The organism is Ktedonobacter sp. SOSP1-85 (genome assembly GCF_016587415.1).
GTDB lineage: Bacteria > Chloroflexota > Ktedonobacteria > Ktedonobacterales > Ktedonobacteraceae > Ktedonobacter.
In genome coordinates, this window is the sequence record NZ_BNJI01000002.1 from 1,757,176 (window position 1) to 1,782,699 (window position 25,524).

Genomic DNA, 25,524 nt, shown 5'->3' on the forward strand with positions numbered 1-25,524 from the left:
GACTTCTTTAGAGATAGCCCATCTGCTCCGCAAGAGGACGCGCCTGCAGGAGGAGAGTGTGAGCCATCGCTTCTTCTCCTGCATCCCATGCGTGCAATACCGCTTCGAGGAGGGTGTCCAATGGTTCACGAGGGGGCTGCTGTGTGGGATCGAAGAGCAGGCGCACGTTGTTGATAGCTGCGGAGGTTTGTTCTTGAGCCAGGGCCACGCCTATCAGCGGCCACCTGCCTGTCCAGAGGAACGGGTTTGGCCTGATCTGCAGGGAACGCTCTCCTTGCAATGATTCGCGGCCATAGGTCTCAGCTAGAGCCAGATTGCCTTCGCGCCAGGCGACCCAGGCAGCGTGTCCTGAGAGAATGCGATTATGTGGCGCGATGCCTATAGACCGGGCTTGAGTGAGCACACGGCGCAACTGCTCCACCTGGCCGCGCTGCCTGAAGACAAAGGGCAAAAACGTCAGGCAATTGTTTTGCGCCCAGGCATTTCCTGTACGTTCTCCCAAACGTAATGCCTGCCATAGCAATTCCTCAGCCTCATCGAACTGAGCCGCGCATACGAGGCCGATGGCAAGTATGGCAAGGTCCGTGGCTCGCTGAGCCTCGTTCTCTGTTGGTCCCATGGTGGCTATGGTCGCGCGCCAGGTAGCTACCCTTTCAGCAGGAATCACATAGCGATCTCGCAAAGCATTGTGTACCCCTACTGCCTGTGTGAGCAGCTTGCGTTGTTCCTGTGTCCCATACTGTTCAACGATGGGCCGGGCTTTTTCAATGGCTATGGCCATATCGTCCACAGAGCCTTTCCCTTGCCATAATCGAGCAAATTGTAGCGCTATCCATTCATCGCGCCAGTCCAGGTTTGCTGTGTCTGTCATCTGTGTTAAGATGCGTTCCGCTTCTTCAAACTCCTCGCGCCCATGCAGATAGGAGGGATCGTGACGCTCAGTGGAAATAGACATCCAGGTGGTGGCTCTTTTCCAGTACAGACGTGCTCGCCAGAGATGTGCGTCTGGCGGGATACTGTTCATAGCATGCTGATACGCCTGTCTCGCCTCCTCACAGGAGCCAACTTCCATAGAAACGTCTCCAAGCAAGCTGTAGACCTGGGCGGCCGTCTCCCATGGGATATTCCCTGGCGTTTCAAGAAGCCGGGCCGCCCGCGCAAATGCGCGTTTTGCCTCCACGTGTGCGTAGATGCGGAGCGCCGCTTTCCCGGCCTGTTGATATGCTGCAATGGCCTGCTTGGGAAGGTTCGCGTGCTCGTAGTGAGTGGCGATTTGTCCACTAACAGTCTCCTGATCGGCTATATACAGGGTTTTGAGTGCCTCCGCGACAGAACGGTGGAGCAAACAGCGGGATGCAGAACTGAGCGATGTATAGACCTGTTCTCGCAGCTTGTCATGACTAAAGTCATAGGCCTCAGCCGTTCCCGTGCCTTGCTCGCGCACGATGCGTCGCTGCCACAATTCATCCAGTCCGCGCACCACTTCGTCTTCGCTATGTTTGCTCGCTTGTACGAGGACGGAAAACGCGAACTCGCGCCCGATGACAGCGGCCACGTTTGCCACTTTCTGAGCCAGCGGAGAGAGTTGCGCGAGCCGCGTCGCAAGCACGCTTTGCACGACTGGCGGAAGTGTTGAGGCTGATTGCGAGAGCAGTGGCACCGGGCGACCTGGAAGATGTTGCTCTGTCTTCTGCTGTGTCAGTGTGCATGCTCGTACCATTTCGACCAGAAACAGTGGGTTGCCCTCTGTCTCGTGATATATAGTATTGCTCATCGCTGAATCGAGCTGACTTCCTAGCATATGCTCAGCCAGGATTGTTGTGTCTGCCGCTGTAAGTGGTCCGAGTGGAATCTCCGTTATCAAGCCGTCACGCTGCAATGTGCTCAGGAAGGTAGCCAGGGGATGCCCAGGAACCATCTCCTCCGCCCGTACAGTTCCGATGAGCAAGAAGCGTGCTCCTGTGTCAAAATGCCAGAGAAAATGTAACCATTCCAGTGTCTCGTTGTCGCACCATTGTAGATCATCAAGCAGGAGGAGAAATGGTTGACGAGCGGAGAATACAGCACGTGCCAGTGCTGCGAAGAAACGCTGGCGTTGCCATCCTTCAGTCATCGCAGCAGGAACGGAGAGGCGTGCATGTGTGGTAAGCACTTCTGGTACCAGCCGTGCTATTTCCGTGAGTGAGATCGAATCGAGAGTGGTAAAACCTGTTTGGAGCGCAGCCGCGCGTAGCCAGCTGGTGACAGGAGCATAAGCCAGTGACCCGGGCAAGGCGTAACAACGCGCGCTCGCCGTTGCCATGCCCTGGCGACTCACCCATGCTTCCATTTCCTCGGCCAGCCGTGTCTTGCCAATGCCAGCTTCACCTGTGAGTATCACAAAGCTTTGGTGTCCCGCGGTAACCTTACGCCATGCCTCCTGGATTTGCCGCCATTCCGCTTTTCGACCGAGCAACGGTACTGCTGTTCCGCGTGTTGTGAGCGAGTTCGTCGGCGAATCAGGAGTACTATCCGATTGTAAGAGCGCTTCGTAAACCGCCCGTGTGGCCTGACTCGGCTCCACTCCTAGTTCGCGTTCCAGGAGTGTGACACCGGTGTGGTAGATGCGCAGTGCTGTAGCTCGGTCGCCACGCAAAGCCAACAAACGCATGAGTTGGCGATAGGTCGCTTCACGCAGGACATCCTGGCGAAGAAGCTGTTGCGCTACTGTGATCGCGGCGTCATAGTCACGTTCCTCTTCCAGAAGCGCACTCAAGCGTTCTGCAGCCTGAAGGAACACCTGGCGTAAACGATCTCGTTCAGGTAAAATCCATTCATCATAACAATTGGGCAACAGATCCCCACGGTACATGCGTAACACTACCTCTAAAGCCTCTCGCAGCGCTGACATATTCTGGGCACGCCGCGCTTGTTCAGCCTGGGCCAGAGCCTGCTCAATCTCTAGGACATCAAGGGTCCAGGAGACATCGGCCTGCAGAGGTCGCCACTGTATGTTCTGTTTGCCTATAGAGAGGAGCAGATCGACATCCGGGAATGTTTGCCGCAAATGATAGAGGAGCTTACGCAGATTGGTATACGCTTGCCCCTCTGTTGAATCGGGCCATAGCAGGAAAGCCAGGTGCGAGCGGCTTTGGGGTGTATTTCTATGCAAAGCAAGATACACAAGCAAAGATTGTAGGTGGGGAATAGTGCTCGTAGTCACAGGGGTATCGTCAGCCATCAGCAGAAAGTCACCCAAGAAAGAGATATGGAAGGTTGGGTGCATCAAAGATCTCCCTTGGTAGACTGTCTTTTTGTGGAATCTTGCGTGCTAGCTATAGTGCCGCGCAAATGCTTCAGCAGTAGTATATCATATCCATCATCAAAAATGTTTTGCAGGTTTTCCTGTGGCAGGGCTTGTGAATTATTGCTGAGAGGAGCTCTTTGGAAGGTATTGTCAACTTAATGGAAATTGTAGAGTTTATAGAAGAGAAACAGACCTCAAAGTGGGGATTGCGCCCTTTTTCTTGCCTTAGTTGCTCGAGAATTCTGGCTGACGTGGCATCGAAGTGGTGAAAGCTCATCAACAAAATTTTTTAAGTTGACAATACCCGAGTTGTTGACCAGTTGTGTTTTGACGGGCCGCCAGCCCGTCAAAACACAACTGGTCAACAACTAAGGCGGCCTGCAAACAGGCCGCAATGGGATGGAGGGCAACTTTTGCGAAACCCTGCTGCTGGCTTGAGATGATTCTCAAAAAAGGCCGCAAGTATCGCTAGAGCGTGTCCAAGAAGGCTGCTCAAGCGCTTCGATGCCGTTGAGCGTTCTCCCTGGCCGTTTCAGAGGGATTAGTGAGCCTCCTGAGCATCAGACGAATCATCGTCAGGCACACCATACTTTCACTGCTGCTCGTTAAGTACTCATAATCCTTGCTCATTCGACGATATCTCCCCATCCAGGCAAAAGTTCGTTCCACTACCCAACGTCGCGGAAGCACCCCTCGAAACTTCTTTGGTTCAGGTTTGATGCGCTCATACGTGAACCAGACCGTTCGCAGGTCCGAGAGATCTCGCACGCCGGTACCCACTCTCCACGGGCACGCCAGGCATGACGAACCACCTCTACTTCCCATCCCATTTCTTGCTCGATCCACTTTCGTCCCTTGCCCGTGTACCCCTGATCGACCCATACTTTTTTCAGACGAGTAAAGATGCCCTTGATTGGCTCTAACAAGAGCGGGACGCCTTGCCGATCCTGGATGTTGGCTTCATGAACGACAACTTTGAGCAGTAATCCAGTCGTATCAACGAGCAAGTGCCTCTTTCGGGCGGATCAGCTTCTTTCCACCATCATAACCATGTGGTCCGCCCCGATCAGTCGTTTTGACCGATTGACTATCAATGATGCAGCAGGAAGATGTGGCCTCCCTTCCTGCCTCCAAGCGGCAGCGTTCACGTAAAGTGGTCATGATCTGTTCCCACACTCCCTCATCGCGAAAGCGAGCAAAATACGCATACACGGTAGATTTTGGCGGGTAGCCACGCGGGATCATGCGCCAAGCACACCCAGCTCGCAGCACATAAAATATCCCATCAAGGACCGCACGCATATCCACTTCTCGTGATCGCCCACCTGGCTTCTCTGGTGGAATCAGCGGTTCGAGAATGGCCCACTCAGCATCTGTGAGATCAGACGGATAGATTTCCATTGGCTTCCCATCTTTCTCGGATAGACGCCCTTTTCTCCCCTTTCTCTCTTATTCTATCATTTTGCTCTCTTCTCGTGCTGGCCCTTGCTTCAATCCGCTCCTCAAGCCTTCCTGGACACGCTCTAGTTATATGGTACGTCGTATCCTGGATTTTGCACATTTTAAGCGGAGGAACACACAAGGCCAGCAAGGCGAACAAGATCCGAGCGTGGGAGTAAAATGACATCAGGGTTTTGAGGTGATGTAGAAGAACTGAAATTGTTCCACAAGTGCCATCGTACAGCGGCAAGTACATCAATAAAGGTGGCTTGCTGCTTTTGATACCAGGCTGTTCGTTGGAATGGAATATCCCCACGAGGATGGAGGCGGTACCCAAGCAACGCCACCAGACTGTAGAGTCCAAAGAGACAAGGTGTCATCCTCTCGATAGCTTTGTCAGACCATTGCCGCTGTGTCTCTATCCCTAAATGGGCTCGACTCTCTTCAAAGGTCACTTCAGCACACCAGCGCTTCATAAAATCGATCACGATGGAGAGGCCAGATTGGGCTTGATCGGTTGAGAAGTAGGCTCGTGGCTCATGTTTCCTCTTGGGATCGCGAGTTAAGACCCATCGTAGAGGTAAAGGTCTTTGACCTCCACGGTACCACAGAGCCGTTCCACTACACCATTCGATCTTTCGTTCGCCTTGCCCATACCATTTGACACAGGCTTTCTGCCAAGTGGTCTGCTGATCAGCCAACACCTGATCAAGTTGCGGTAAACGTTGCCCGATCAGGCGTGGTCGCCCCATTTGGCCTGCTTGACGAGTTGGAGGAGGGGTATAGAGACAGGCATCAAAACGCAGGGGAGCAATCAGTGTCACCTGCTGGCTTTGGCAGGTCGTCCCCAACTCAACCACGCTGTATGCTCCATCACCGACCAGCTTGAGAGTGCGATTGGGAAGCCATCGTCGTACCACTTTCACAAGCTGCCTTGTCCACTCTGGAACCGTTTTGTGTTGGCGTCCCACTTTCGTATCTCTCTCCTCTGAGGTTCACAAAACGCAGAGAAAAGGCAGGGCCCAGACACGATTCGTCCAGGCGGGTCGCACCAAGAGCATCATACACAACCATTTCAAACCACGACTGACTTTCCTGTGTTTTTGGGAGGAACGAACAGGGTCATGGTAATAAGCACATTTGGTAATATGCGGCCCCCATCGCCGCTCCAGGGTTTCATCAACGACCAATTCAACCGTTTCTCTTGATTGGAGAAATGTCTGGACGAGCAGCAGCAGCAGCAGACGACTCAGCAGAAGCGAAGACCAACGAGCGCGACTGAGCACATGATGGAAACAATTGAAATGTCTTTCCTCTTGCAATCCCACCGCTCGTAGCGCTGCTGTCACGGTTCTGCGTCCAGGAGTGAGAAGGGCTCCTTCAATCAATAGCACACCCTTGCGCCAGGTCGGTTTACTAAAGGCCGATTGGAATGGAGCAAGCAGAAGCGTAAGAGGATGTGATCTCACGAACAGAAACCTCCTTTTCTCGTGAAAAGAATGAATAGGTTCCTGGCATTGTATCGGAAGAGGTCAAAAAAGCTCCTGCTTACAAAAATGTGCAAAGTCCAGGTATCTTTTCGTCAGAAAAACACTGAGAGGCCTAATGTGCATTTCTCTCTACAATTCCTCAGGAGTCGATTACAACACGAAAATAAAGATAGTGTATAGTAGGGATAAGGCTGAGTGTTGTGCGTTCGATGCTCGCCATCGCGTTATTTTGCCCGAAAGGGTCCGAGCTGCTCCTGCTGATTGTCCCGAGAGCACCTATAGAAAGTGAGCAATTATGTTGCGTTTAACGATACCGTCATTTACCCTCAAACAACGTCTCCGCAGTTTTCTGGCTTTCGCACGCGATCCCCTGGTCTATTTCCAACAGCTTGTCGCCTCCTCACCTGACCAGGAGATCCACGCATTTCCTTTGTTGTATAAGCGTTGCTATTTGCTCAGCCATCCAGACGATGTGCGCGCGTTTTTTAAACGGGCAGATCTCTTTCAAAAGAAGAGTATCGACTTTGCCATTTTCCGCCAGACCCTGGGAAATGGCATATTCGTCTCCGAGGGGGAGCTCTGGCAGCAACAACGCGCGCTCATGAATCCGATGTTTACCAGGAAACAAGTGCTTGCGTTCGTCCCCGCTATCGCCAGCGCAGCGGAGAGGATGGGGCGGCAATGGGAGACCCTCCCCGCTATCGACGCCTGGCAGAGCAACAAAGCCTTTGCCCTGCGCGTGATGGGGGAAGTCCTTGTGCGCAACCACCCGCAGATGGAGGCCGTTGGCGTGCATTTTGAGGCCATCGAGCGCTACATCGTCGAACTCTTTCAAACACCGCTCCCCATTCCTAAGTGGGCCCCCCTCCCGCAAAACCGGTGATTGGTGACGGCCCATAAGCATCTGGGCAATACCATCGCCCAAATACGGGAGGAACGGCACCGCACGCCCCTTCCGCCAGGAGAGGTCGATGTGCTCTCAACCCTGGTGGACACGCAGCAGAAGCAGAAACACGACCCGCAGCAGACAGTGGCCATGACTGATCAGCAAATTGTTGATGAGATGGTCACCCTCCTCTTTGGCGGCCATGAAACGACGGCCGCCACGCTGACCTGGATCTGGTATGCACTGGCGACCTACCCGCAGGCGAGGCGGGTCTACGAAGAAGTGGACCAGGTGCTCGGAGGGCCGGGCCAGGAGCCCCGTCTTCCTAGAGCGGAAGACCTCGAACGGTTCCCCTATACATCAATGTTTATCAATGAGTGCTTGCGGCTCTGGCCGCCTGCGCCATTTACCAATCGAGTCGTCATGCAGGAAACCGAGCTGCGAGGATACACGCTCCCTGCTGGGAGTACCTGCTTTGTGTGTGCCTACAGTATGCATCACCATCCTACCTACTATCCAGATCCGGACCGTTTTGATCCAGATCGTTTCACCCCGGTGCAGAAACAACTGCGACCAGCCCTGGCCTACTTCCCTTTTGGCGCGGGTCCCCATAGCTGTATCGGGATGTCGCTGGCGATGGTGGAGCTGCTCCTGGCGGTGGTAACCATCGTGCGGACATACCAAATTGAGCGGATCACGGAGGAACCGGTAGAGGCCAAAATGCAGCCGTCATTGCGCCCTGTGGCCTTTACGATGCGCGTCAAAAAGCACGTGCAGGACCAACTTCTGGTCGAGCAGTAACAACCACAGGAAGCGAGTCCTCTTTCTCCCTTCCTAAACGGGGTTTGAGCACGCTACCCCAACTTTTGGTTCCTAGCGTGCTCAAACCCTCAGGACTCGTCTCGTTTTAGCCTTTTCTCCCCCAGACGGAAACGAAATAATTAAAGTTCACGAACATGGGGTCAGCGACATCGTGCGCGGCCAGCGCGATGAGGTTTTCCAATTCTTCCTGGGTTGTGACCCCGGCGCTGATCATTCTGGAGTGCAGGGCGGAGACGATCGCGAAGAGCTCTTCATTCCATGCGTTGGCCAATTCCGTGCCGTAGGAGCAATCGACCGCGTAAGCCTCGCTCTCGATTTCGAGAAAACCGGCTTGATAGAACCACATCGGTAAGCGGTGACTGATCCCAAGGCTTGCCCCTGCCGAAAACCCCTTGCCCATGGCATACATCCCCTGCAGAAAAATCTGATTGAGCCGGCGAAGCACAGGGCTTGTCGAAACGGCTGTTTCGTACTCGCTCACCACCAAGCATCCCCCTGGCCGTAAGAGACGATGCGCCTCTTGGATCAGGAGGGGCCATTGATTGCGAGGAAGAATACTATCGAGCAAACGCGCGTGGATCAGATCAAACGATTGCCCGTCAAATGGAAGCGGATATTGTGTCACATCAAGTCGGCGAAACTCCGCTCCGAGCGCATTTTCAGCCTGCGCGAGTAAGCGGGCAGGTGTTGTCAACTTGTTTGTAGCAACGCAATGTATTGCTGAGTTATAACGAAGAATGCGTGCGGGAGGAGTCAATGAGAGGCAGGGCGAGTGGTGGTTAGGCCGCTTGTTTGATTCCGGTTACCTCATTCCACGCCTGGAATCGGCTCTGTAAAAGAACAAGATATTCCTGCGCATGCAAACGGTGTCTCCGTGGTTGAAAATGCCCTGTGATGGGACCGAATGCCGAGAGAAAGCGTTGCGCGTGTTGTGCTGATTTGAATCTTCGCATCTTCTTCTCTCGCAGGCGTGTGGGTTGGTGCGAGTTTTCCGCACGGTTGTTCAATCCCTTGTGCTGGCGATGCTCCACACCAGGCAGGATCTCGCGTTTCGCAGCCGCATAACTCTTCAGTTTATCAGTGATAATCACCCGCGGCACGTACTGCAACCCTTTGAGGAGCTTGCGGAAAAAGCGTTTCGCCGCTTTTTTGTTGCGGCGACTCTGGACGAGGATATCGAGCACATTGCCATCCTGATCGACGGCTCGCCATAGGTAGTGTTTTTCGCCACGAATGGTGAGGAAGACCTCATCCATGTGCCATGTGTCTCCACAGCGAGGGCGACGACGACGCAGTTCATTCGCATAGGTCTGGCCAAATGTGAGACACCACTGCCGCACTGTTTCATACGTCACAACGATGCCTCGCTGTGCCAGAAGCTCTTCAACATCGCGAAAACTCAGCGAAAAGCGGAAATAGAGCCAGACAGCGTGGCTGATGATTGCAGGAGGAAAGCGGTAGCCTTTGTACTCGGGAGTGGTGGGAGTTATTTTCATGCAGTTATTTTAGCACAGTGTTCAGCTACGTTCCCAAGTTGACAATACCTTCGCTCTTTACTCAATCCTTGAACTTTTAAGTGCTGAGTGCAGGTCTCAAGAAAAACGCGCAGGTGGACGAGCGCCTGCCGGAAACTGTCAACCAACTTGCTCTGGATGCGTAATTCACTGATATACCGAACGATGAGATCGCGGCGAATATCCTTGGGCGTACATTGAGGAAAATCTTGAGCAAGGAAGCGTGAGAAGATGTGAAGTGCCCAAAGCTTGTTCGAGCAGTCAGCAGGGCTCGCAATGGCAATTCGGTATCTCATGAATGTCTTGGCCAATGAACGAAGCCAGGGTTGGACAATGGAGGTAAAATTCAGGAGATAATTCGAGTTCGTCAAGTTGACTGGTAATCCGAGCTGGCACATATCCCAGATATCTCGTTCCAGGATGGGGCGATCATCATAGGCCTTTTGAAGCGTCGCGTAAATCTGACGCAAGAGACTAATGCGCCGGTCTTCACAGAGATAGGTTACATAGACCTGGTTAGCTCGCAGACCTGGAGCCCCTTTCCATTGTTTGAATAGCCCCATTTCGATAAGATGTGATCTCAGAGACCACTCCCAGTACTCAAGACGCTTTTCCAGGAGAGAGGCTCCGTTTGGGGAAATTCCGTTAAGCCAGACGACAAGATGGTTCAAGCGAGCACGGAGGCGAGAAACATCCTTTTCCTCGTTCCATGCCTTTGTGTGAAATTTGTGCCATATTGCATACTTGATTTCGGTCCGAAGTGCGGGAGAGGTCAGATGGAAACGGAGGTAACATGCACTCCCCGATTCCCCATTCAGCTTCCAAATATCCTCAGACCAGGAATCAACGAGCTGATCCTGCAAATGCTGAGTTTTCTGCGGCGACCAGATGATATCATCAGACGTAATTGTTTCCACGTGAGTCCCGAACCTCCTTTCCTTCCATGAGCACTTTTTTCAAATCTTCAGCAGTCAGGTGAAGATACGTATCGTTTGTCGTTTGAATACTGGTATGCGTGAGTAAACGGGAGACAACAGGCAGAGGCAGTTTGTCATCTCGAATCCACGTCGTGGCCCGGCTGTGACAAAACATATGTGGGGTAAAATCCACACCGGTCTTCTTGCGCAAGCGTTTGACCAATGACATGACTGCTGCATAGGTCAAAGGGCGGCCAATTTCTCCCTCCCAAAGATTGACAAAGACGAAATCCGGGAGTGTATCGTATTCTAATGCTCCAAGCTCATCTATCAGATAATCAGTGTACAATTGCATGAGAGGAGTTAAAGCCGGAAGGGTGTAGACAGCCCGCGATTTGGTGCGCGCCCCGTTAGGATTGTCATTGCGCGGAACCACTAATACTTCCCCATTCTCCACAGAAATGTCAGCATGCCTTAGCCCCAAAGCCTGTCCTACTCGCATTCCTGTTTCATACAGCAAACTGAGGAGAAATTTGTCTCTGGTATGAGAGCAAGCATCGAGGATCTGTTGAATTTGTTGGTGAGTAAGAGTCTTTGGTCTTCTTTGCTCTCGTTTGATAGAAACGACCCGTGTTTGTTCCGGTTTCGTTTTGGCAATGCCATGCAAGAAAGGTTTGTATCGTTTTTGGTAGGACCCAGATGAACGATACAGTGATAACTCAGGAAGTGATCCAAGACGGATGTGGAAATTGTAGAACCCATGAACTGAACTGAGCATCTGATCGATGGTTGCATTGGTTCGTGTGGGGGCATGGAGCTCGATGGAGGCCACTTTGGGATCTTGCCGTCGAAGCCAGGAGATGAAGCCTGCCAATTGTGCGATATCGACCTCTTGCCAGACGAAAGAGCTATCACGTAGATACTCCCAAAACAACTTTAAGTGGTACGCCGCATTACGGATAGTGTTTGGGCTACGATCGATATCATGAAGGAATTTGATGTAGGAGAAAACCGGTTCAATGGGGACAAAGTCATCATCAAGAACGAGCCAGGAGATCTGATTCGTTTCGAGTAACCGAATACGTTGGACTTTCATTAACTACGTTCCTCACGTTGTAGAAATAGGTCACCATTTATATTATATTTACAACGCGAAGATAATCCTTTTCATATGTTTTTCACGTTATGAGTATGAGTATGAGTATTTGTTAGTCTAGATTTGAGCCGTAAAGTGAGTTGGCACGCGTGGATCCAGTTCATGGCCGACGATGTGGTCGACGTGCGTCGTTCGCGGATATCCATAACGCACATCGTCCATGAACGTGCTACTCCAGGTGACCACCACAGACCCGGCGAGGGCGAGGAGCAGCGCACACAACATCCCCAGCCCAAGGGGCAGGAGCCAGCTCCCTCCTCGGGACCTCTTTGGCTGTGGCGAGGCCTCCCGCAAGCATTCCGGGACCTCTTCGCTGGATTCAGGGCGCTGCTCCCGTGGTTTGGCGAACTGAGAAGCACGCGCTGTCTGGACCGCTGGCGCTTTTCCTGGTGACGACATCGGACGGCGGCGCACGACAAGGCTGCGTGGAGCCAGACGTGACTCCTTCTCCTCGAGAGGTGCAGGCATAGTGGTTCCTTCCTTTGCGAAGCAAAGCACAACACAGTCACACAAGAAATAGAGGGGCCGACGCCGGGCACAAGAGAGGGAAGCACGCTCGTTCCTCCGAAGCATACCTGAACCAGGGGGCCCGACGCAACCCACTTTTCCACGAACTTATCCAGGGGGGTGTGCAGCGATTGTGGAGAAAACACAAGCCATCGTCACAGCCAGGCCAACTGGCTACCAGCCGGGTGCGACAAGTTTTTTTGCGCGAGGCAGAGACCAGGAAAAGCTTCGTACTACAATAGAGCTATCGGCGAGATGACGGTCGGAAAGAAAAAGAGCAAAGCGGGATTGCAAAGGACGCAGCCATTTGCTGGGGGCGGGGTATCTCCGCAAAAACCTCTTTTTCCTTCTTTTGCACACCGCCGCAGGTGACAGATGGGACGTTGCAACGGCCTTGAGGGCCATGGGATCACTCTTGCTTTCGGGTATACTCTATGTTATATTCAATCTGTTGAAACATCGTTTCTTCAAACAAAAAGGAGCAACAGAAAATGAAACACACCCCCTATTTTCATGTTGTGTGCCGCTTCTGCTAACAGCTCGGTACAGCTCTCTTAAGGCATCTTACCGCTTCTTGTTATCATAAGGAATGGATACCTATCCTCCCTTGTGCCACACCACGCTCAATGCAGAATCGCTTCAGCAGAGATACCCCTGAGTGATATATGTCGTTCGTGCACATGCATGAACGACGCTGGTACACACTTCTCGATACTCCCAACAATCAATCGCGACATAGCACAGCAGAGGCAAAGCTATGTACTTCGGTGTGCTATGTCTTTATTCGCTAAAAAACATGAAGGAAGAAAATATGAATCAACATAGTGTAACAGGCGAAATTAAAACAGAGGTTACTGCAAGTGATCGAGCGAACATAACCAGGCTGATCGAGGATTATCGCCTGTATGAAGGGGTGGACTTTCTCGTTTCCCTGGAAGAGATGCTTGCACCATCAGGAAACAAACCAGCACAGTTACTCCATTATCAGGGTGACACCCTCACCGGCATCGCCTACCTCCAACACCTCCGACCTGACTCAGAGATCGAGATCTACGGGATGGTACATCCAGATCACAGGCGTAAAGGTGTAGGAACAACTCTATTTGAGGCAGCGAAGGCTGTCTGGCGACGGAGAGGTGCTAGCGGCCTACTGCTGGTTTGTGATGGTGCCTTACCCTCCGGCAAAGCGTTTGCCTCCGCAAACAGGGGAGAATATCGTTTTTCAGAACATCGCATGGTGCTTGATCCAGCTAACATCAAGCGTCCCCAATTGTCACAAGGACAGCAGATACAGTTCCGACGCGCAGAAGCTACCGAAGTTCCAATCCTCACCCATCTCGTTTCACAGGCATTTGAGGCATCTGAAGAGGCGATAGAAAACTGGATCATGGAGGTTATTTCAGCAGACAACCAACGTTTTTACATCGGCCTGCTTGATGGGTTGCCAATTGGGGCACTCAGAACTGTCAGCATTGGTGAGCAGATTGATATCGTGACCTTTGGCGTACTCCCTCCCTATCGCGGGCGGGGTTACGGTCGGCAAATGCTTCTGGCAATCATTGATCTGCTGCTTGAAGAACACTGGCCTGACATCGCTCTTGATGTAGAGACAAAGAACGCTAATGCCCTCGGACTCTACGAATCTTGCGGCTTCCGTACAATCAGAACATGTGATTACTACCAAGTAATCGAAGGGGATCCTGCTCGCTCGTAGGCTGATAGAAGAGATAGCCTGTAAATCATCAGATTCTGCTCATAAAATCTTGTGCTTTACAGGCGATCTATTTTGTTCGTACTTTCATCACCGACCGGCGTTCGAGGAGGTGGTAGACCCAGCGCAAAAAAACTTGCCGCACCCCTACCAGCCTGGCTCTGATGATGGCTCCCTTTCTCGCGCGACATGGTGAGAGAAAAGTGGCTACCGGTTGGCAAAGAGAGGCGCGAAGAGAATATCAAGACACGCCACCATGAATGGACGCTCGCATTCCCTTCCACCACGGCTCCACCATGGCATCATGTCGACTCCCATGCTCATCACGCTCTTCCATACATTTCCGCGCTTTTCTCTCGGGGATTGCACATTGCGGCATTTCATACTACAGTAAAGATGAACAGAGGCATTCGTGCGTCGTGCGAATGCCTGTCCCAGGCGTCAGGTACGCAGGCGCCATTTTTCAAGGGGACATCTCTATACCCGCAAACAGACACAGAGAGACAGCAAGGAGAATGCCATCTCGCGGAGAAGTCTGCGCTCTTCGAGAGGCTGCCACCAGTTCCGTTTTGTGCAACCACAACAGATCTCCTCCTGCCAGTTCGTGCTCTCCCAACGGCAATGCCGGCAAGGGCTCCAGGCTCACATCACCCAGGCGCTCGTCATGCCACCTCTGCGCTCGATCCTCTGGGACCATCCAAACGTCACAGCCTACTTTCCGGCCCAATCAATTAGCAATACCATGCTTCTCCTCCTTCTGCTCCCCTACCACTCTCAAACGGCACCACTGCGCACTCCAGTACACCATCTCCATCTCCACCAGGAGCGCACTACCATCGTCCTTACGAGAAACGGTCATACCTGCATGCGCCTCTCTGCAAAGAGAGGATCCCCAGCACAAAACGACACACCATCACTCTCGTGGGTTGCTACAATGGGTCTCGCTCCTGCAATACGAGCTCCCTTGTTCCATTCTCGTCAGAAGCATCCTTTTCCTCCCTCTCGCACACCACCATGACAACAACACTGAGACAGACGTCATCTCACCTGAGGCGGACGACAACGCGCGGTGAGAACCGACAAATGCGGCCCCTCGCGCTCCGTCTGTTGCGGAGGAAGACGAACGAGTTCAGAGACCGCCGAACAGGTATTCACGTAGGTGCAAACGACGGGCGAAAGGCGGATGGCGGCTTGTCAGTTGTCGAGGACCGCAAGGTGCACCTGGCGCAGGCGTGCAGGATCGGTAATCGTGGTGATCGCGATGATCTTGCCTCCCCTGATCGAGACATCAAAGACGCCGATCAGCCGCCCGTACGGGGCCACGACGACTCCCACGGAGCCATTCACCAGCGCAGTCTGTGTTGCCTGGGCACGTCCCACAAACTGGTTCGCCACAGCCGCTGCACCATGAAGCTCTCCTGCTCCGCCCGCAGGCACGGACATGGGATCGCGCCGGAGCACCACATCTGGATCGAGCACGGCGAGCAGCGCGTCAAAGTTCCCGACACGCGCGGCGGTGAGGAAGGCTTCCACCACTTCTCGGCTGGCGGACAGGTCCGCATCCTGCATAGGTGCTCTTCCCCGCACCCGGCGGCGGGCGCGGCGGGCGAGCTGCCTGGCTGCGCCCTCTGAGCGCTCCACGAGAGGCGCGATCTCGTCGAAGGGCACGGCGAAGATGTCGTGCAGCACATAGGCTAGGCGCTCGGCAGGAGTAAGCTGATCGAGCACCACCAGCAGCGCTAGACCCACCGCATCGACCAGTTCGGCTTCTTCCTCGGGGTCGCTTCTGCCAGGCGCTCTCGTGATGGACCCAGCAAAGGACGCTTCCAAGGACTCTTCTCCCCGCGATTTCCGCGCGCGCAGCATATCCAGGCAGATCCGCGTGACCGCCCTGCTCAGCCATGCGCCCGGGTTTGAGACGGTACTTGGGTCCGTGCGGACCAGACGCAGCCAGGACTCCTGAACGGCATCCTGCGCCTCGGGAAGGGAACCCAGCATCCGATAGGCCATCGCCTGCAGTTGGGGACGTTCTGCCTCGAAGCGCTTCACCAGCCAGTCTTGTTCATCCATTCCTTCTCTTCCTTCTTTCTCCATTCGTCATACCACCGACGAAGGAAACCGGGCTGATGTGACAGGCAGCCAGCCCGTCTTGGCGCGTCATCACAAGAGAGCAGGATGTTCCCTTCCAATCGCACACGAGTTTGCCCGAATCAGGAAGAAACCGGTCACATTCTTTCCGTGTCATACGTCGGGAGGGTGACGAGGGAAACCCAGTCAAGGTGAGAGGGAGTCCCACTCCTCTTGACCGCGCTGACTGGGCAATCTCATCACCATCAAGATGCACCTTGGGGGGGGTGTGCACCGCCAGCGGAAACGCACCACGAACCAAGTGGACAAGTGAAAGGACCTGTTCCCATGAAAGTAGCGATTTCCCATACCAAAGTCAAGCCTGACAAGCGCGCCGAAATCGATGCGGCGGGCAAGCGCGTGCTCGAGGCGCTTGAACGAGAACGTCCGCAGGGGTTTCTCTATGCCGTCTGCCCGCTCCCCGACGGGGAGACCTTTGTCACGCTCAGCGTCACTGACGACGGCGTAGACAATCCGTTGGTGGCCTTCCCAGAATTTCAGGCGTTCGTCGCGAACTTCAAGACCTGGATCGCTGAGCCGCCAACCGCCGAACACTTGACGGCTACCAGCTCCTATCGGTCCTTCTAACGACCCAGGAGTCGAGCGTCTGGCGAGTGAGGCAGCCGCTGCCGATCATACTCGCCAGATCCTCTCGGCGATCTCCGGTGAAAAGCCTGGCGAGAAGACGCGGGCCACATGGCTCGTGAAGCAGGTGAGCGCGGCTCGTGAAACAGAGCCGCATTCCTGTGCTTTCCCGATGGTATCGTGTCTTTTGGATTGGGCACGCACGAGAGGAACAGAAGCAATAGCCCGAGTGACTGTCGTTTCTCAGAATACTTGGTTCTTCCCACGGGTTGCGCAATGAGGTTGAGTAACCAAGTGATGGAAGCAGGAAAGGGTTGTGCCCAAAACAGGGGGCTGTTGATTACAGAAATGCTCGATTGGATGGCTCGCGCTGCCAATCGGTGTTGAGAAAGGCAGTTCGCAGAGCCACCAGGGCCGTGGCATTGGCTCGTTTCCAGCGCATCCCTCGCCGTTTCATGCGCCGATTGATGACCAGAGCCACTGCTCGTTCGATGATGCCACTGCCTACCGGATATCCTGCTTGTCTCCAGGCCTCATACGATCCCATCCAATCTCGTTGCTGATCCAGGTAGGTCAAGGCTGCTTCCAAGGCTTTGCCTTCCCCTTTCTCTTGCCCTTGCCAGCTCTGCAATCGCTTGACAGCCTCCTCGACCTCTCCCTGCCACAACCAGCTCTTGATCTCAGCAATCTGCTGCCTGAGCCAGGTGTCCGAGTAGTGCTGCTCTCGTTGCATCTCACAAATGGCCTTGCGTACCACCCGCCAAAGGTGGAACCAATCCAGTATGTGCGTGGCTTGGGCAAAGTGTTGCTGGGCTTCCTGTTTGATCCACTGCGCTCCATCGGCCACCACCACGCTGTTGGCCTCATCCAGTCCCACTTCACGAGCTGCAGCCTCCGCCAACACTCCCAATGCCTTGCCCACGACATGCGCAATGAGTTCGCCAAAACGTTTCTGCTTGCCCAAGTCAGGGGGATGAGTTACTCTTCAGGTTCTCCTCCTGGTTTCCGAGAGCCTGGACTTCATGTATTCCCTGTCTGAAGTGCTTGCTCCCTACTCCCTCCAATTGCGCACGGGCCTCTCTGGCCTGCTAGAGAGCCAGTCAAGTAATCGAAAGTTAGTAGATAAGCTCTAGCATTATCATGCTCGATGATTATCGACTGAGACCATCTTAGAACCCTAAATGGTATTACTTGACCGATTCTCTAGACTCAGTCGTTATTGAGCGCATTCCTCTCGTTGCCGCTTTCGCACAACGCCATTCCTTCGCTTCACAGGCGTCCGTCTCGATCCATTCCCTGAGCGATGAACCGTTCATTGTTTGCCAACGCCAGGTTTCGCATTTTTTTTACGACCGGATCATTCAGCTCTGCGGCTTTAGTCCGCGCATTACGCAAGAGGTCCCTGACATTGGTATGCAGTTTGGGCTGGTGGCTGCAAACCTGGGTATCGCCATTGTGCCTGCTTCAGCAGCAGACATTCGCAATCTTGGGGTCGTTTATCGTCCTCTTGCCGATCTCAATGGCGATGGTGCCATCGAAACGGCTCTGGTGTGGCGTCGAAAAGACACCTCTCCCTTGGTCCAGGAATTTCTTGCCGTTGCACACGAGGTGCTGGGGCAGCGTACAAATACCGCGACAGGGGTTGAGGAAATGTAAGCTTCTGAGAAAGGTGCAAGGGATTGCCTCGCCGACATGAGTAGTAGCATCATGTACGATAACATGTTCTTGTGTGGATTCTCTTGATTACGTTCGCATCTCAATCATAAAAGCATTTATCAGTTTTGCGTCAGACAGCTTGCAGAGCCGTGCCAAGCCTTACAAGTGGTACTCTCTTTTCTCATATAAATTTTCCAGGCTGCGCAGGCGCATTTTGACAGGTCCAAACAGGCGATTTTTCTCACATAAAAATTCGCTGGTAGGGCTTTGGCTCGCTCCACAGGCCGATGAAAATTTATGTGAGAAAAAGCTTTTTGAACGATCTATGCCACCAGCAACGACCTTACCAGCGTCAAGAACAGTTATGTGAGAAATTGTGCCTGTTCTACTGCTTCTGTACATAGATGCTGCGAATTTTTTTCTGATAATAACGAACAAAATTATAAGAAACCACATGATACCGCAGCATGTCGGATTTCGAAGTATCGCCTTGCAGGATGGAGTTTTCCTGGTCAATGGAGTGGCGATAAAACTGAAAGGTGTGAATCGTCACGACCATCATCCCGATCTTGGGAAAGCGGTCCCCTATGAGGCCATACTGCGGGATATTGTGCTCATGAAGCAGCATAACATCAATACCGTCCGCACCTCACACTATCCCAACGATCCCCGTTTCCTTGATCTGTGCGACGAATATGGACTCTATGTCATTGACGAGACCGATCTGGAGTGCCACGGCTTTATCTCTCTGGAGGATATGGATGCCTTAAAAGAAGAGCGTCAGATCAGTAGAGATGAAGCCTATCGTGTACTCAATGAGCATGCCGCACACTAGACCAGTGATAGCTCTGAGTGGGAGGCCGCATATGTTGATCGGGCGGCCCGCATGGTGCAGCGTGACAAGAATCATGCCAGTGTGATTCTGTGGTCGCTGGGCAACGAATTGTTCTTTGGTCGCAACCATGAAGCGATGGCGAACTGGATACGCGCATATGATCCCACCAGACTGATTCACTACGAGGGCGATAGAGAAGCGCAGGTTGCCGACGTCTTCAGTACGATGTATACCTCAGTCGGTGAGCTCAAGGAGCTTGGCGAGCGGAGCGACCTGGAGAAGCCACATATCCTCTGCGAATACGGGCACGCCATGGGGAATGGACCAGGCGGCCTGACAGAATATTGGGAGACGATCTACAAATATCCTCGTTTGCAGGGAGGATGTGTGTGGGAGTAGTGCGATCATGGTATCCGGCAACGGACTGCGGATGGTCAGGAGTACTTCGCCTACGTGGCGATTTTGGTGATGAGCCAAATGATGGAAATTTTGTGATCGATGGGCTGGTGTCTGCGGACCGTGTGCCGTCGCCCGGACTGATCGAATATAAAAAGGTGATTGAGCCTGTCTGGGTCGAGGCCATCGATGTGGACACGGGGCAATTGCGCATCCACAATTTCTATGACTTCAGCAACTTGAAGCATCTGGTCTGTTCATAGTCCCTGCTCAGGGAGGGGACCATCGTGCAGCAAGGCGTTGTTGATCTCCCTGATATTCCTGCGCACGACGCTGGCACAGTTGAAATACCCTTTGTCCGGTCTGCTCTCCAGAGTGGATGGGATTACTGGCTCAACCTGGACTTCACGCTGGCCTTCGATACGCTCTGGGCTGATCGAGGACATGAAATCGCCAACGCCCAGTTTCTCGTCGCGGCCCGCACAAGCGATGAGCAGAGTGCCGTTCAGGTGGGTGCGCAGTTGCATTGTCATACCGAAGGCACATCCCTGGTAATTGAAGGGCCAGAGCTAGAGATACATTTCAATACAGCGTACGGTCAGCTCACATCCTGGATTTCCGAGGGCGTGCAACTGATCGAGAAAGGTCCACAACTCACCTTCTGGCGTGCCACAACGGACAATGATCGTGGTTTTGGCACCACCTCGGTCGCGCAGTGGCGATCACTTGGTTTGCACCAGCTCACGCATCGTATCGCCAGCGTGGATTGGGAGAGTATTGATCGTGGGCGTGCTGTGAAAGTGGTTGTCGCGGCACGTATTGCACCTCCGATCAAGGCCTGGGGCATTGCATGTATGTATGTATGAATATATGGTGTATGCGACCGGCGATATAGTGATTCAGATCAAAGGTGAGCCAGCCGCAGGTGGGCCGCGTACACTGCCTCGGATTGGTCTGGAACTTCAGCTTCCATCGCAATTCGAGCAGGCAAGCTGGTATGGTCGTGGGCCGGGCGAATCCTATGTGGATACAAAGCAGGCGAACCGGGTCGGTGTCTACACAAAATCCGTCGACGAGCTGTACACGCCCTATACGATGCCGCAGGAGAATGGGAATCGTTCAGAGGTGCGCTGGGTAACGGTTACCAATACGCGAGGGGTGGATCTGATGGCAGTTGGGATGCCTGAATTGAACTTTAGTCTGCATCGTTATAGCGTGGAGCAACTGGAGAAGGCTATGCACACCTATGAATTAAGTGATAGTGGACGGCTGATCTGGCATCTGGACTATCGTCAGCACGGTATGGGGTCCGCCAGTTGTGGACCGGATGTGCTACCGCAATATGAGTTACTCTGCCAGGCGTTTCAATTTGCGCTCCGTCTGTCCCCATACTCGCGCGATCTTGTTGCTCCCTCTGTTCTGTAGGGGAGGAGCTTGTCTCCTCCCGAATTCCTCCCCTACAGAACCGGGATGGAATACCGGAATCAACGGCGAATCTGGCTGAGGATTGTTTTATCCTTAATTTTGCTATCCTCCGCCAGCAAGAATGCCTTGGAGAGTATGAGCGATAGCAAAGGATCGCCTTCGAAAGGCAAGAAGAAGCGCTCTTTCTCCGTCTTACGCATCTTTCCTCCAAAGACGATACATAGATACTGGTCCCCCGGTTGCATGAAGATATTGCCAGAAATGAGATGGATACGATAGGTATGCAAGTCACCGCGCACGGTGAGAAAGCGTTCTTCCAGTGAACATCGTTCGCTGATTGCCAGACGCGGCAACAAGCGTTCCAGGATCTGCCTTCTTGCTTCAATTTGCAGGGAAGGCGTCTCCTGGTTATAGGATTGCCAGTACTCTGCCAGTAATGAATCTCCATCATCATGACCATAGATATCAGTGCCTACGCTGGTGACGCTGACAAAGAGATCCACGTCGCGCATTATCTCTGAAAAGACAATGGGGGGAATCTCTTCCAGTGGCTTGAACTGCTGGTTGTGAAAAGGGCTGGTGATGGGCTGAAAGCGTACCTTCCTGGTCAAAAGGTGGCGTGGGATCTCTTGATCCTGGTATAGATTGCCGAGCGTGAATTCGGCACGTATTCCCGCCGATGGGATATCTATATAAGCCGGATCATCCTGGATCGAGCCAGAAAAATTGCTGTGCAGGGAGAATTGCCAGTCACGAGCACGGGCCAGAGCATTGAGTTGGTGCTGCTGGATAATGTGGTCCGCAAAACGGCGCGAGTAGTCGTATGTGTCCTGCTCTGCGTCCGTAATGGGATAGATTTCACGGTGCGCTTGCTTGAAGGGCTGTGTGATCTGTTGTTCCTCCAACCAGAGTTGCCAGAGCTGCGCCTCCTGGGGCTCACTCATGAGGGGATGCCAGAGAGTAACCTCACTCTGGGTAGGCAACTCACAGGGCTGGCCCTGCGCGTTGACCAGTTGCCCATGTTGCCAGATGACGCGCCAGTTGTGTGCACCAGAACTGATCTGCCAGATGAGTCGTCGAGCCAGCACGCTGACCAATGGATGCTCCAGGTAACGTTCACGCCAGTCCTCCAGTGACCAGTGTCGCGGATTCAGGTACAGGCGCTCTAATCGGCCCCGTTGTGAGCTGATCAAGTGTTGCATATCGTCCGCCAGACGATCGACGGACTTGATCTCATCTTTGTGCTCACGCTTGAATGCGGTTGGGAGTTTCGTTTGCGGCTGACCGCTGGCATCAAACCAGAGCGGCTCTACTTTTCTTCCTCCTGCGTCTAGCTGTACAGTCCAATCGCCAACAGTGATCTGAAGCTGACCATCGTGCAGATCGAAGGTTGGGAGCATCAATTCTTCCAGGTCTTCACGACTCATCTTCTCACGTCTGGCAACGCCATCCAGTGCCTTGCCGATTTTTTCCTGATAGGAAGGCTGTTTAACATTTCTGCGGATGCGTTCTAGTTGACTGATCGCGTCCTTGCCGGGCATGGTCGCGAGCGTGAAGATGCCAGCATCTCCCACTTTGGGGCAGCGCGGTCCCTCACCCGGGAGCTTGCGATAGCCCTCAATAGCGGCATCGGCCAGGGTCGCAGCCAGTCCACGATCGCTATTTCCGCGACAGAGCCAGATCAGCCCACGCAAGATGTCAGAGTTATCGCCATCCATGCGGCCTTCCTTCTGGGTGCAGAAAAGGTCGATCCAGCGCCGTACGGTGGATGTGAGTTGCTCTGGCTCTATGGCTTCCGTGAGCGTGTAGGCCTGCTGCTGCCATTTGTCTGTAGGGGCCGTTCCCTTAGCACTGGCACACAGGTTCAGGATCGCGAGCCAGGGATCACGTTGCTCTGGCGTGAGGTCCGTCAGTTCGTCAAGAATAGCGGTACCCCAGCGATCGGGCAGCAAAGGATAGCTGAACTGTTGTCCCCGTTCGGAGAGCAGATCGCGGAGCAGGAGATGGAAGCGACGGGTATCCGGATCGGAGAGGGAATTTTTCGTCTGGTTGACTAACCACTTGATCTCGGCGCGACACTGTGCCAGCACGTCCGGTTGCCGCAGGAATGGCTCCAGTTCTTGCACGTATGGCCTGAGGGTATGGGTCGCGTAACGTATTCCCAGGAGATCATGCAGGAGCATATGAATGTCTTCAGGGACGAAGGGCAGCTGGTTGTTGAGCAAGGTTCCTATCAGGCAGAGATCCTGCTCTACCTGGTAGGTGTTTCCCTCTCTCCGCTCGGATTCAGAGCCGGGTTGGATGTTGTGTGTCTCTTCCGCGCTCAGGCGCAGGAGACGCACGATGCTCTGTGCGCCGAGTCGTTGCTGAATCAGGCGTGTAAGCTCGGCGTCTATATCCGGGGTGCCCGCTCCAAACTCCTCATGATATGCTGCCAGCAGTATGAGGAGCTCACTATCGCTGGTAAAGTGTCTGGTGTTGTCCTGGAGAAGATCTCTCAATGGACCCGCGCTTTGTGGGAAGAGGAGGTGGCGGATCAGAAGGCGCATTTGATTTTCCTCTATCTGTGCGCTATGCCAGCGGACTTGCGAGAGGTGTTCATAGAGAGGTGCTAACTCGTCCTGACAAAGACGTTCTAACTCTGACGGCTTGAGCACAGGAACGAAGGTTTTAAACAGGTCGAAGAGCCGTATATTTTGTGGGCCGTATTGAAATGTTCGATAATAACTATCATCCAGCCCGAATAGCTTTGCGATGCCCACCAGGATACCATAGATATCCTCGTAGCTATAGGGCAGATCGTAGGTAAAGATAGCCTGGATAAGCAGAACGTTTTGCTTGTAGTGTACGGGGTGGTGATTGGAATAAGAGTCTGGAGGGTTCAGAGTGGATGTATAGCCATCGAGCAATGCTTCCTTGATCAGGTGAGCTTTGATCTGCTCGCTGGCCTGTTGACTGATAAATTCAACCACATATGGCCTGTTGACCAGGCCGTCTCGCATCTCCTGATGATAGGCGACCAGGATGGCACGTGCGTGCTCTTCTGCTGATGACTCGGCCTTTTCGGCATCGTCGCGTAGCAGTGGAGCAAGGCCGGGAGGATTCCCGGCGTAGCACAGGTCCGCGATTAAGAGGTACAACGCGTATGTCTCCTGACTTCCATTCAAGAAGTAGTCTGTGTAATCTGCTTCTTGCGACCAGGCGTAGAGTGTATGGAGCTCTTCCTGTACATATTCGTGGATAGCAGGCTGTTTGATGGCGGGTGCGATGGCGTGCAGAACTGCCGTGATGCTGATCGCCCATTGCAAGAAACGACCTCGTTCATCGAACGTCAAGCTATGGGGATAGTTATGCAGATTGCGTAGATTCTGGTTGCTATAAAATGTCACGCAGCTGTGCAGGATCGCACGAACATCTTCTCTACTACAGGTGAGGGGTGTAGAGGAGAGAACTGTGACGAGATTCATATCTCGCTCTAAGAGACTTCTACTCTGGATTGTGGTGCTGATGACACGCGCTTTAAGCGAATCGCTGAGGGTATCCCTCATCTGCTGCAAGAGAGGATGATCCAGAGGCGGTATGTGCTCTCCGAACTCGCGCTGGTAGGCGGCAAGAAACGTGTCCACCTGTTCTTCATCTGGCATCTGGTTTTCTTGATAGGCATGAAGGAGCGCGGCGAGTCCATGTGAATTGCCGGGAGAGGACATCGCTGTAATGGACTGTCTCAATGCGTAGATTTTGTCTTGCATATAGCTCATTTTTTCCTGTGCCAGACGAGCTTCAAGTGTTAGCAGCTCTGGCTGGTTACGGAAAGATTTGCCTGATGCTTTAAGGATAGTGAGCGCGTATTGCAGTAGAACGATGCCACCTCTGCGGCCATTGCCGAGTTCTCCACCGTGCGCAAGGATGTTCAGGATGCGCTGAATATCTGCATCGGTCCAGGGGAGATCATCTGTGATGAGCGCGGCTACTATCTCCCGGTTATTATATGTAATCTCATCCGATTGAATACCTATACCTTCCTGTAAGGCAAGGAGAATCATACTCTTTTTGACGGGCGGGCTGGCTTGTCTGAGCAACGCAAATACAGGGTGGTCATATTTGTAGAGCCTCAGTCCGCGTAGCTCCTGGTGGAGTATAGTGAGTAAGACTTTGGCTTGCTCGTCGCTATCGGGTGCATCCCCGCTGGCATATCTGCGTAATTGGAAGATAAGGCCGGGTGCGTCGTCCCCAAAGAGCAGCGCTTCGAGCTGTTGTCGAAGCTGGTAGGATTCGTGGAATGGTTCAAAGGTGCCCCAGCGATACACATAGGTATAGAGTGTTTCGCATTCGCTGCGACAATAGTTGAGAATCTCTGGTTGCTGCAATGCCGGTACAAAGCTGCTCAGCAGGTGCAAGAACGGGGTCCGTGCACTATCTGAGTGATATTCCACCGCGAGAAACGATTGGAACACGTCGTTCACAAGGGAGAGGATGGCTTGCAGGTCTTCCTGCTGGTATGGCACGCCTCGTTCGCTGATCGCACTGAGAAGAGAGAGGTCTGAAGCAAACGTTTTATCATCGCGTATCTTGTAGGGTTCCAGCCGATGTTTATAGAGGACTCTCTGGATATCGTTCAGTATTACCTGGATGAGGTGGCTATATTGATTGTCATCGATTTTTTCGATGATGCGCGGACACTGCTGGCTGGCTTTGCTGGTACGATGAGCCTTATCGTATTCTGTGAGGATCTGTTGAAGCGTTTCCAATTCCTGTTCATTGATCATCGTTG

The 25,524-nt window shown here is 53.3% G+C and carries 18 protein-coding genes and 4 pseudogenes; 9 read left to right on the forward strand and 13 right to left on the reverse strand.

Annotation, left to right across the window (positions count from 1 at the left end):
* Positions 1-7 precede the first annotated feature (7 nt).
* The 3 genes and pseudogenes from KTE_RS35975 to KTE_RS35985 all read right to left on the reverse strand — a co-directional run bounded on the left by KTE_RS35975 (position 8) and on the right by KTE_RS35985 (position 6,195).
* Positions 8-3,265 (reverse strand): AAA family ATPase, encoded by a 3,258-nt coding sequence (locus KTE_RS35975; protein WP_201390305.1) that lies wholly within the window; start codon positions 3,263-3,265, stop codon positions 8-10.
* Positions 3,266-3,778: 513 nt separating this feature from the next.
* Positions 3,779-4,687 (reverse strand): annotated as a pseudogene (locus tag KTE_RS35980) (IS5 family transposase).
* Positions 4,688-4,848: 161 nt separating this feature from the next.
* Positions 4,849-6,195, reverse strand: a pseudogene (locus tag KTE_RS35985) (transposase).
* A gap of 316 nt (positions 6,196-6,511) precedes the next feature.
* On the opposite strand from KTE_RS35985, the gene KTE_RS35990 reads away from it, so the two are divergent.
* Positions 6,512-7,099, forward strand: coding sequence for a cytochrome P450 (locus KTE_RS35990; RefSeq protein ID WP_201390313.1), 588 nt, complete (start codon positions 6,512-6,514; stop codon positions 7,097-7,099).
* Between the two features lie 3 nt (positions 7,100-7,102).
* The gene (locus tag KTE_RS35995; RefSeq protein ID WP_201390322.1) at positions 7,103-7,903 is read left to right on the forward strand and encodes a cytochrome P450; all 801 of its coding nucleotides are present in this window, start codon (positions 7,103-7,105) and stop codon (positions 7,901-7,903) included.
* A gap of 106 nt (positions 7,904-8,009) precedes the next feature.
* On the opposite strand, the gene KTE_RS36000 is transcribed toward KTE_RS35995, so the two are convergent.
* From KTE_RS36000 to KTE_RS36020, 6 genes and pseudogenes are all read right to left on the reverse strand, one after another.
* Complete coding sequence (locus tag KTE_RS36000) at positions 8,010-8,405, reverse strand: hypothetical protein (protein WP_236600839.1); 396 nt, start codon at positions 8,403-8,405, stop codon at positions 8,010-8,012.
* Positions 8,406-8,462: 57 nt separating this feature from the next.
* A pseudogene (locus tag KTE_RS50075) lies at positions 8,463-8,549 on the reverse strand (hypothetical protein); the annotation flags it as partial.
* Between the two features lie 154 nt (positions 8,550-8,703).
* Positions 8,704-9,420: an IS6 family transposase gene (locus KTE_RS36005; RefSeq protein ID WP_201390325.1), complete on the reverse strand. Its 717-nt coding sequence runs from the start codon at positions 9,418-9,420 to the stop codon at positions 8,704-8,706.
* On the reverse strand, positions 9,417-10,355 hold the full coding sequence (locus KTE_RS36010) for a hypothetical protein (protein WP_201390327.1): 939 nt from the start codon (positions 10,353-10,355) through the stop codon (positions 9,417-9,419). Before KTE_RS36010 ends, KTE_RS36005 begins: the two co-directional genes overlap by 4 nt.
* Entirely contained in the window at positions 10,336-11,451 is a 1,116-nt protein-coding gene (locus KTE_RS36015; protein WP_201390329.1) for a tyrosine-type recombinase/integrase, read from the reverse strand. Before KTE_RS36015 ends, KTE_RS36010 begins: the two co-directional genes overlap by 20 nt.
* Positions 11,452-11,568: 117 nt before the next feature.
* The gene (locus KTE_RS36020; RefSeq protein WP_236600841.1) at positions 11,569-11,979 is read right to left on the reverse strand and encodes a hypothetical protein; all 411 of its coding nucleotides are present in this window, start codon (positions 11,977-11,979) and stop codon (positions 11,569-11,571) included.
* A gap of 850 nt (positions 11,980-12,829) precedes the next feature.
* On the opposite strand from KTE_RS36020, the gene KTE_RS36025 reads away from it, so the two are divergent.
* Positions 12,830-13,732, forward strand: a complete 903-nt coding sequence (locus KTE_RS36025) for a GNAT family N-acetyltransferase (RefSeq protein ID WP_201390331.1) — start codon at positions 12,830-12,832, stop codon at positions 13,730-13,732.
* A 724-nt stretch (positions 13,733-14,456) separates the two neighbouring features.
* On the opposite strand, the gene KTE_RS49105 is transcribed toward KTE_RS36025, so the two are convergent.
* Together KTE_RS49105 and KTE_RS36030 are read right to left on the reverse strand one after the other, a co-directional pair.
* On the reverse strand, positions 14,457-14,588 hold the full coding sequence (locus KTE_RS49105) for a hypothetical protein (RefSeq protein WP_255553032.1): 132 nt from the start codon (positions 14,586-14,588) through the stop codon (positions 14,457-14,459).
* A gap of 335 nt (positions 14,589-14,923) precedes the next feature.
* On the reverse strand, positions 14,924-15,823 hold the full coding sequence (locus KTE_RS36030; RefSeq protein ID WP_307812041.1) for a sigma-70 family RNA polymerase sigma factor: 900 nt from the start codon (positions 15,821-15,823) through the stop codon (positions 14,924-14,926).
* Positions 15,824-16,144: 321 nt separating this feature from the next.
* Between KTE_RS36030 and KTE_RS36035 the strand changes: the two genes are divergently transcribed.
* A complete protein-coding gene (locus tag KTE_RS36035; RefSeq protein WP_201390335.1) occupies positions 16,145-16,444 on the forward strand; it encodes a hypothetical protein in 300 nt (99 codons plus the stop codon).
* A 337-nt stretch (positions 16,445-16,781) separates the two neighbouring features.
* On the opposite strand, the gene KTE_RS36040 is transcribed toward KTE_RS36035, so the two are convergent.
* A complete protein-coding gene (locus KTE_RS36040) occupies positions 16,782-17,405 on the reverse strand; it encodes a transposase (protein WP_201390337.1) in 624 nt (207 codons plus the stop codon).
* 227 nt (positions 17,406-17,632) lie between these two features.
* Here KTE_RS36040 and KTE_RS36045 point away from each other — a divergent pair, with 227 nt between their 5' ends.
* The 5 genes and pseudogenes from KTE_RS36045 (at position 17,633) to KTE_RS49120 (ending at position 20,753) form a co-directional block, all read left to right on the forward strand.
* A complete protein-coding gene (locus KTE_RS36045) occupies positions 17,633-18,097 on the forward strand; it encodes a LysR family substrate-binding domain-containing protein (RefSeq protein ID WP_201390339.1) in 465 nt (154 codons plus the stop codon).
* A gap of 454 nt (positions 18,098-18,551) precedes the next feature.
* A pseudogene (locus KTE_RS48210) lies at positions 18,552-19,331 on the forward strand (glycoside hydrolase family 2 TIM barrel-domain containing protein).
* Positions 19,322-19,591, forward strand: a complete 270-nt coding sequence (locus KTE_RS49110) for a glycoside hydrolase family 2 TIM barrel-domain containing protein (RefSeq protein WP_201390343.1) — start codon at positions 19,322-19,324, stop codon at positions 19,589-19,591. The pseudogene KTE_RS48210 and the gene KTE_RS49110 overlap by 10 nt, the downstream one beginning before the upstream one ends.
* Positions 19,592-19,615: 24 nt before the next feature.
* Positions 19,616-20,194: a beta-galactosidase domain 4-containing protein gene (locus tag KTE_RS49115; RefSeq protein WP_201390345.1), complete on the forward strand. Its 579-nt coding sequence runs from the start codon at positions 19,616-19,618 to the stop codon at positions 20,192-20,194.
* Positions 20,187-20,753 carry a beta-galactosidase small subunit gene (locus KTE_RS49120; protein WP_201390347.1) on the forward strand — a complete coding sequence of 189 codons (567 nt, stop codon included), beginning with the start codon at positions 20,187-20,189 and terminating at the stop codon, positions 20,751-20,753. Before KTE_RS49115 ends, KTE_RS49120 begins: the two co-directional genes overlap by 8 nt.
* Positions 20,754-20,812: 59 nt before the next feature.
* Here the strand turns inward: KTE_RS49120 and KTE_RS36075 are convergent, their stop codons facing one another.
* Positions 20,813-25,519 (reverse strand): DUF4132 domain-containing protein, encoded by a 4,707-nt coding sequence (locus KTE_RS36075; RefSeq protein ID WP_201390349.1) that lies wholly within the window; start codon positions 25,517-25,519, stop codon positions 20,813-20,815.
* Positions 25,520-25,524: the final 5 nt, after the last annotated feature.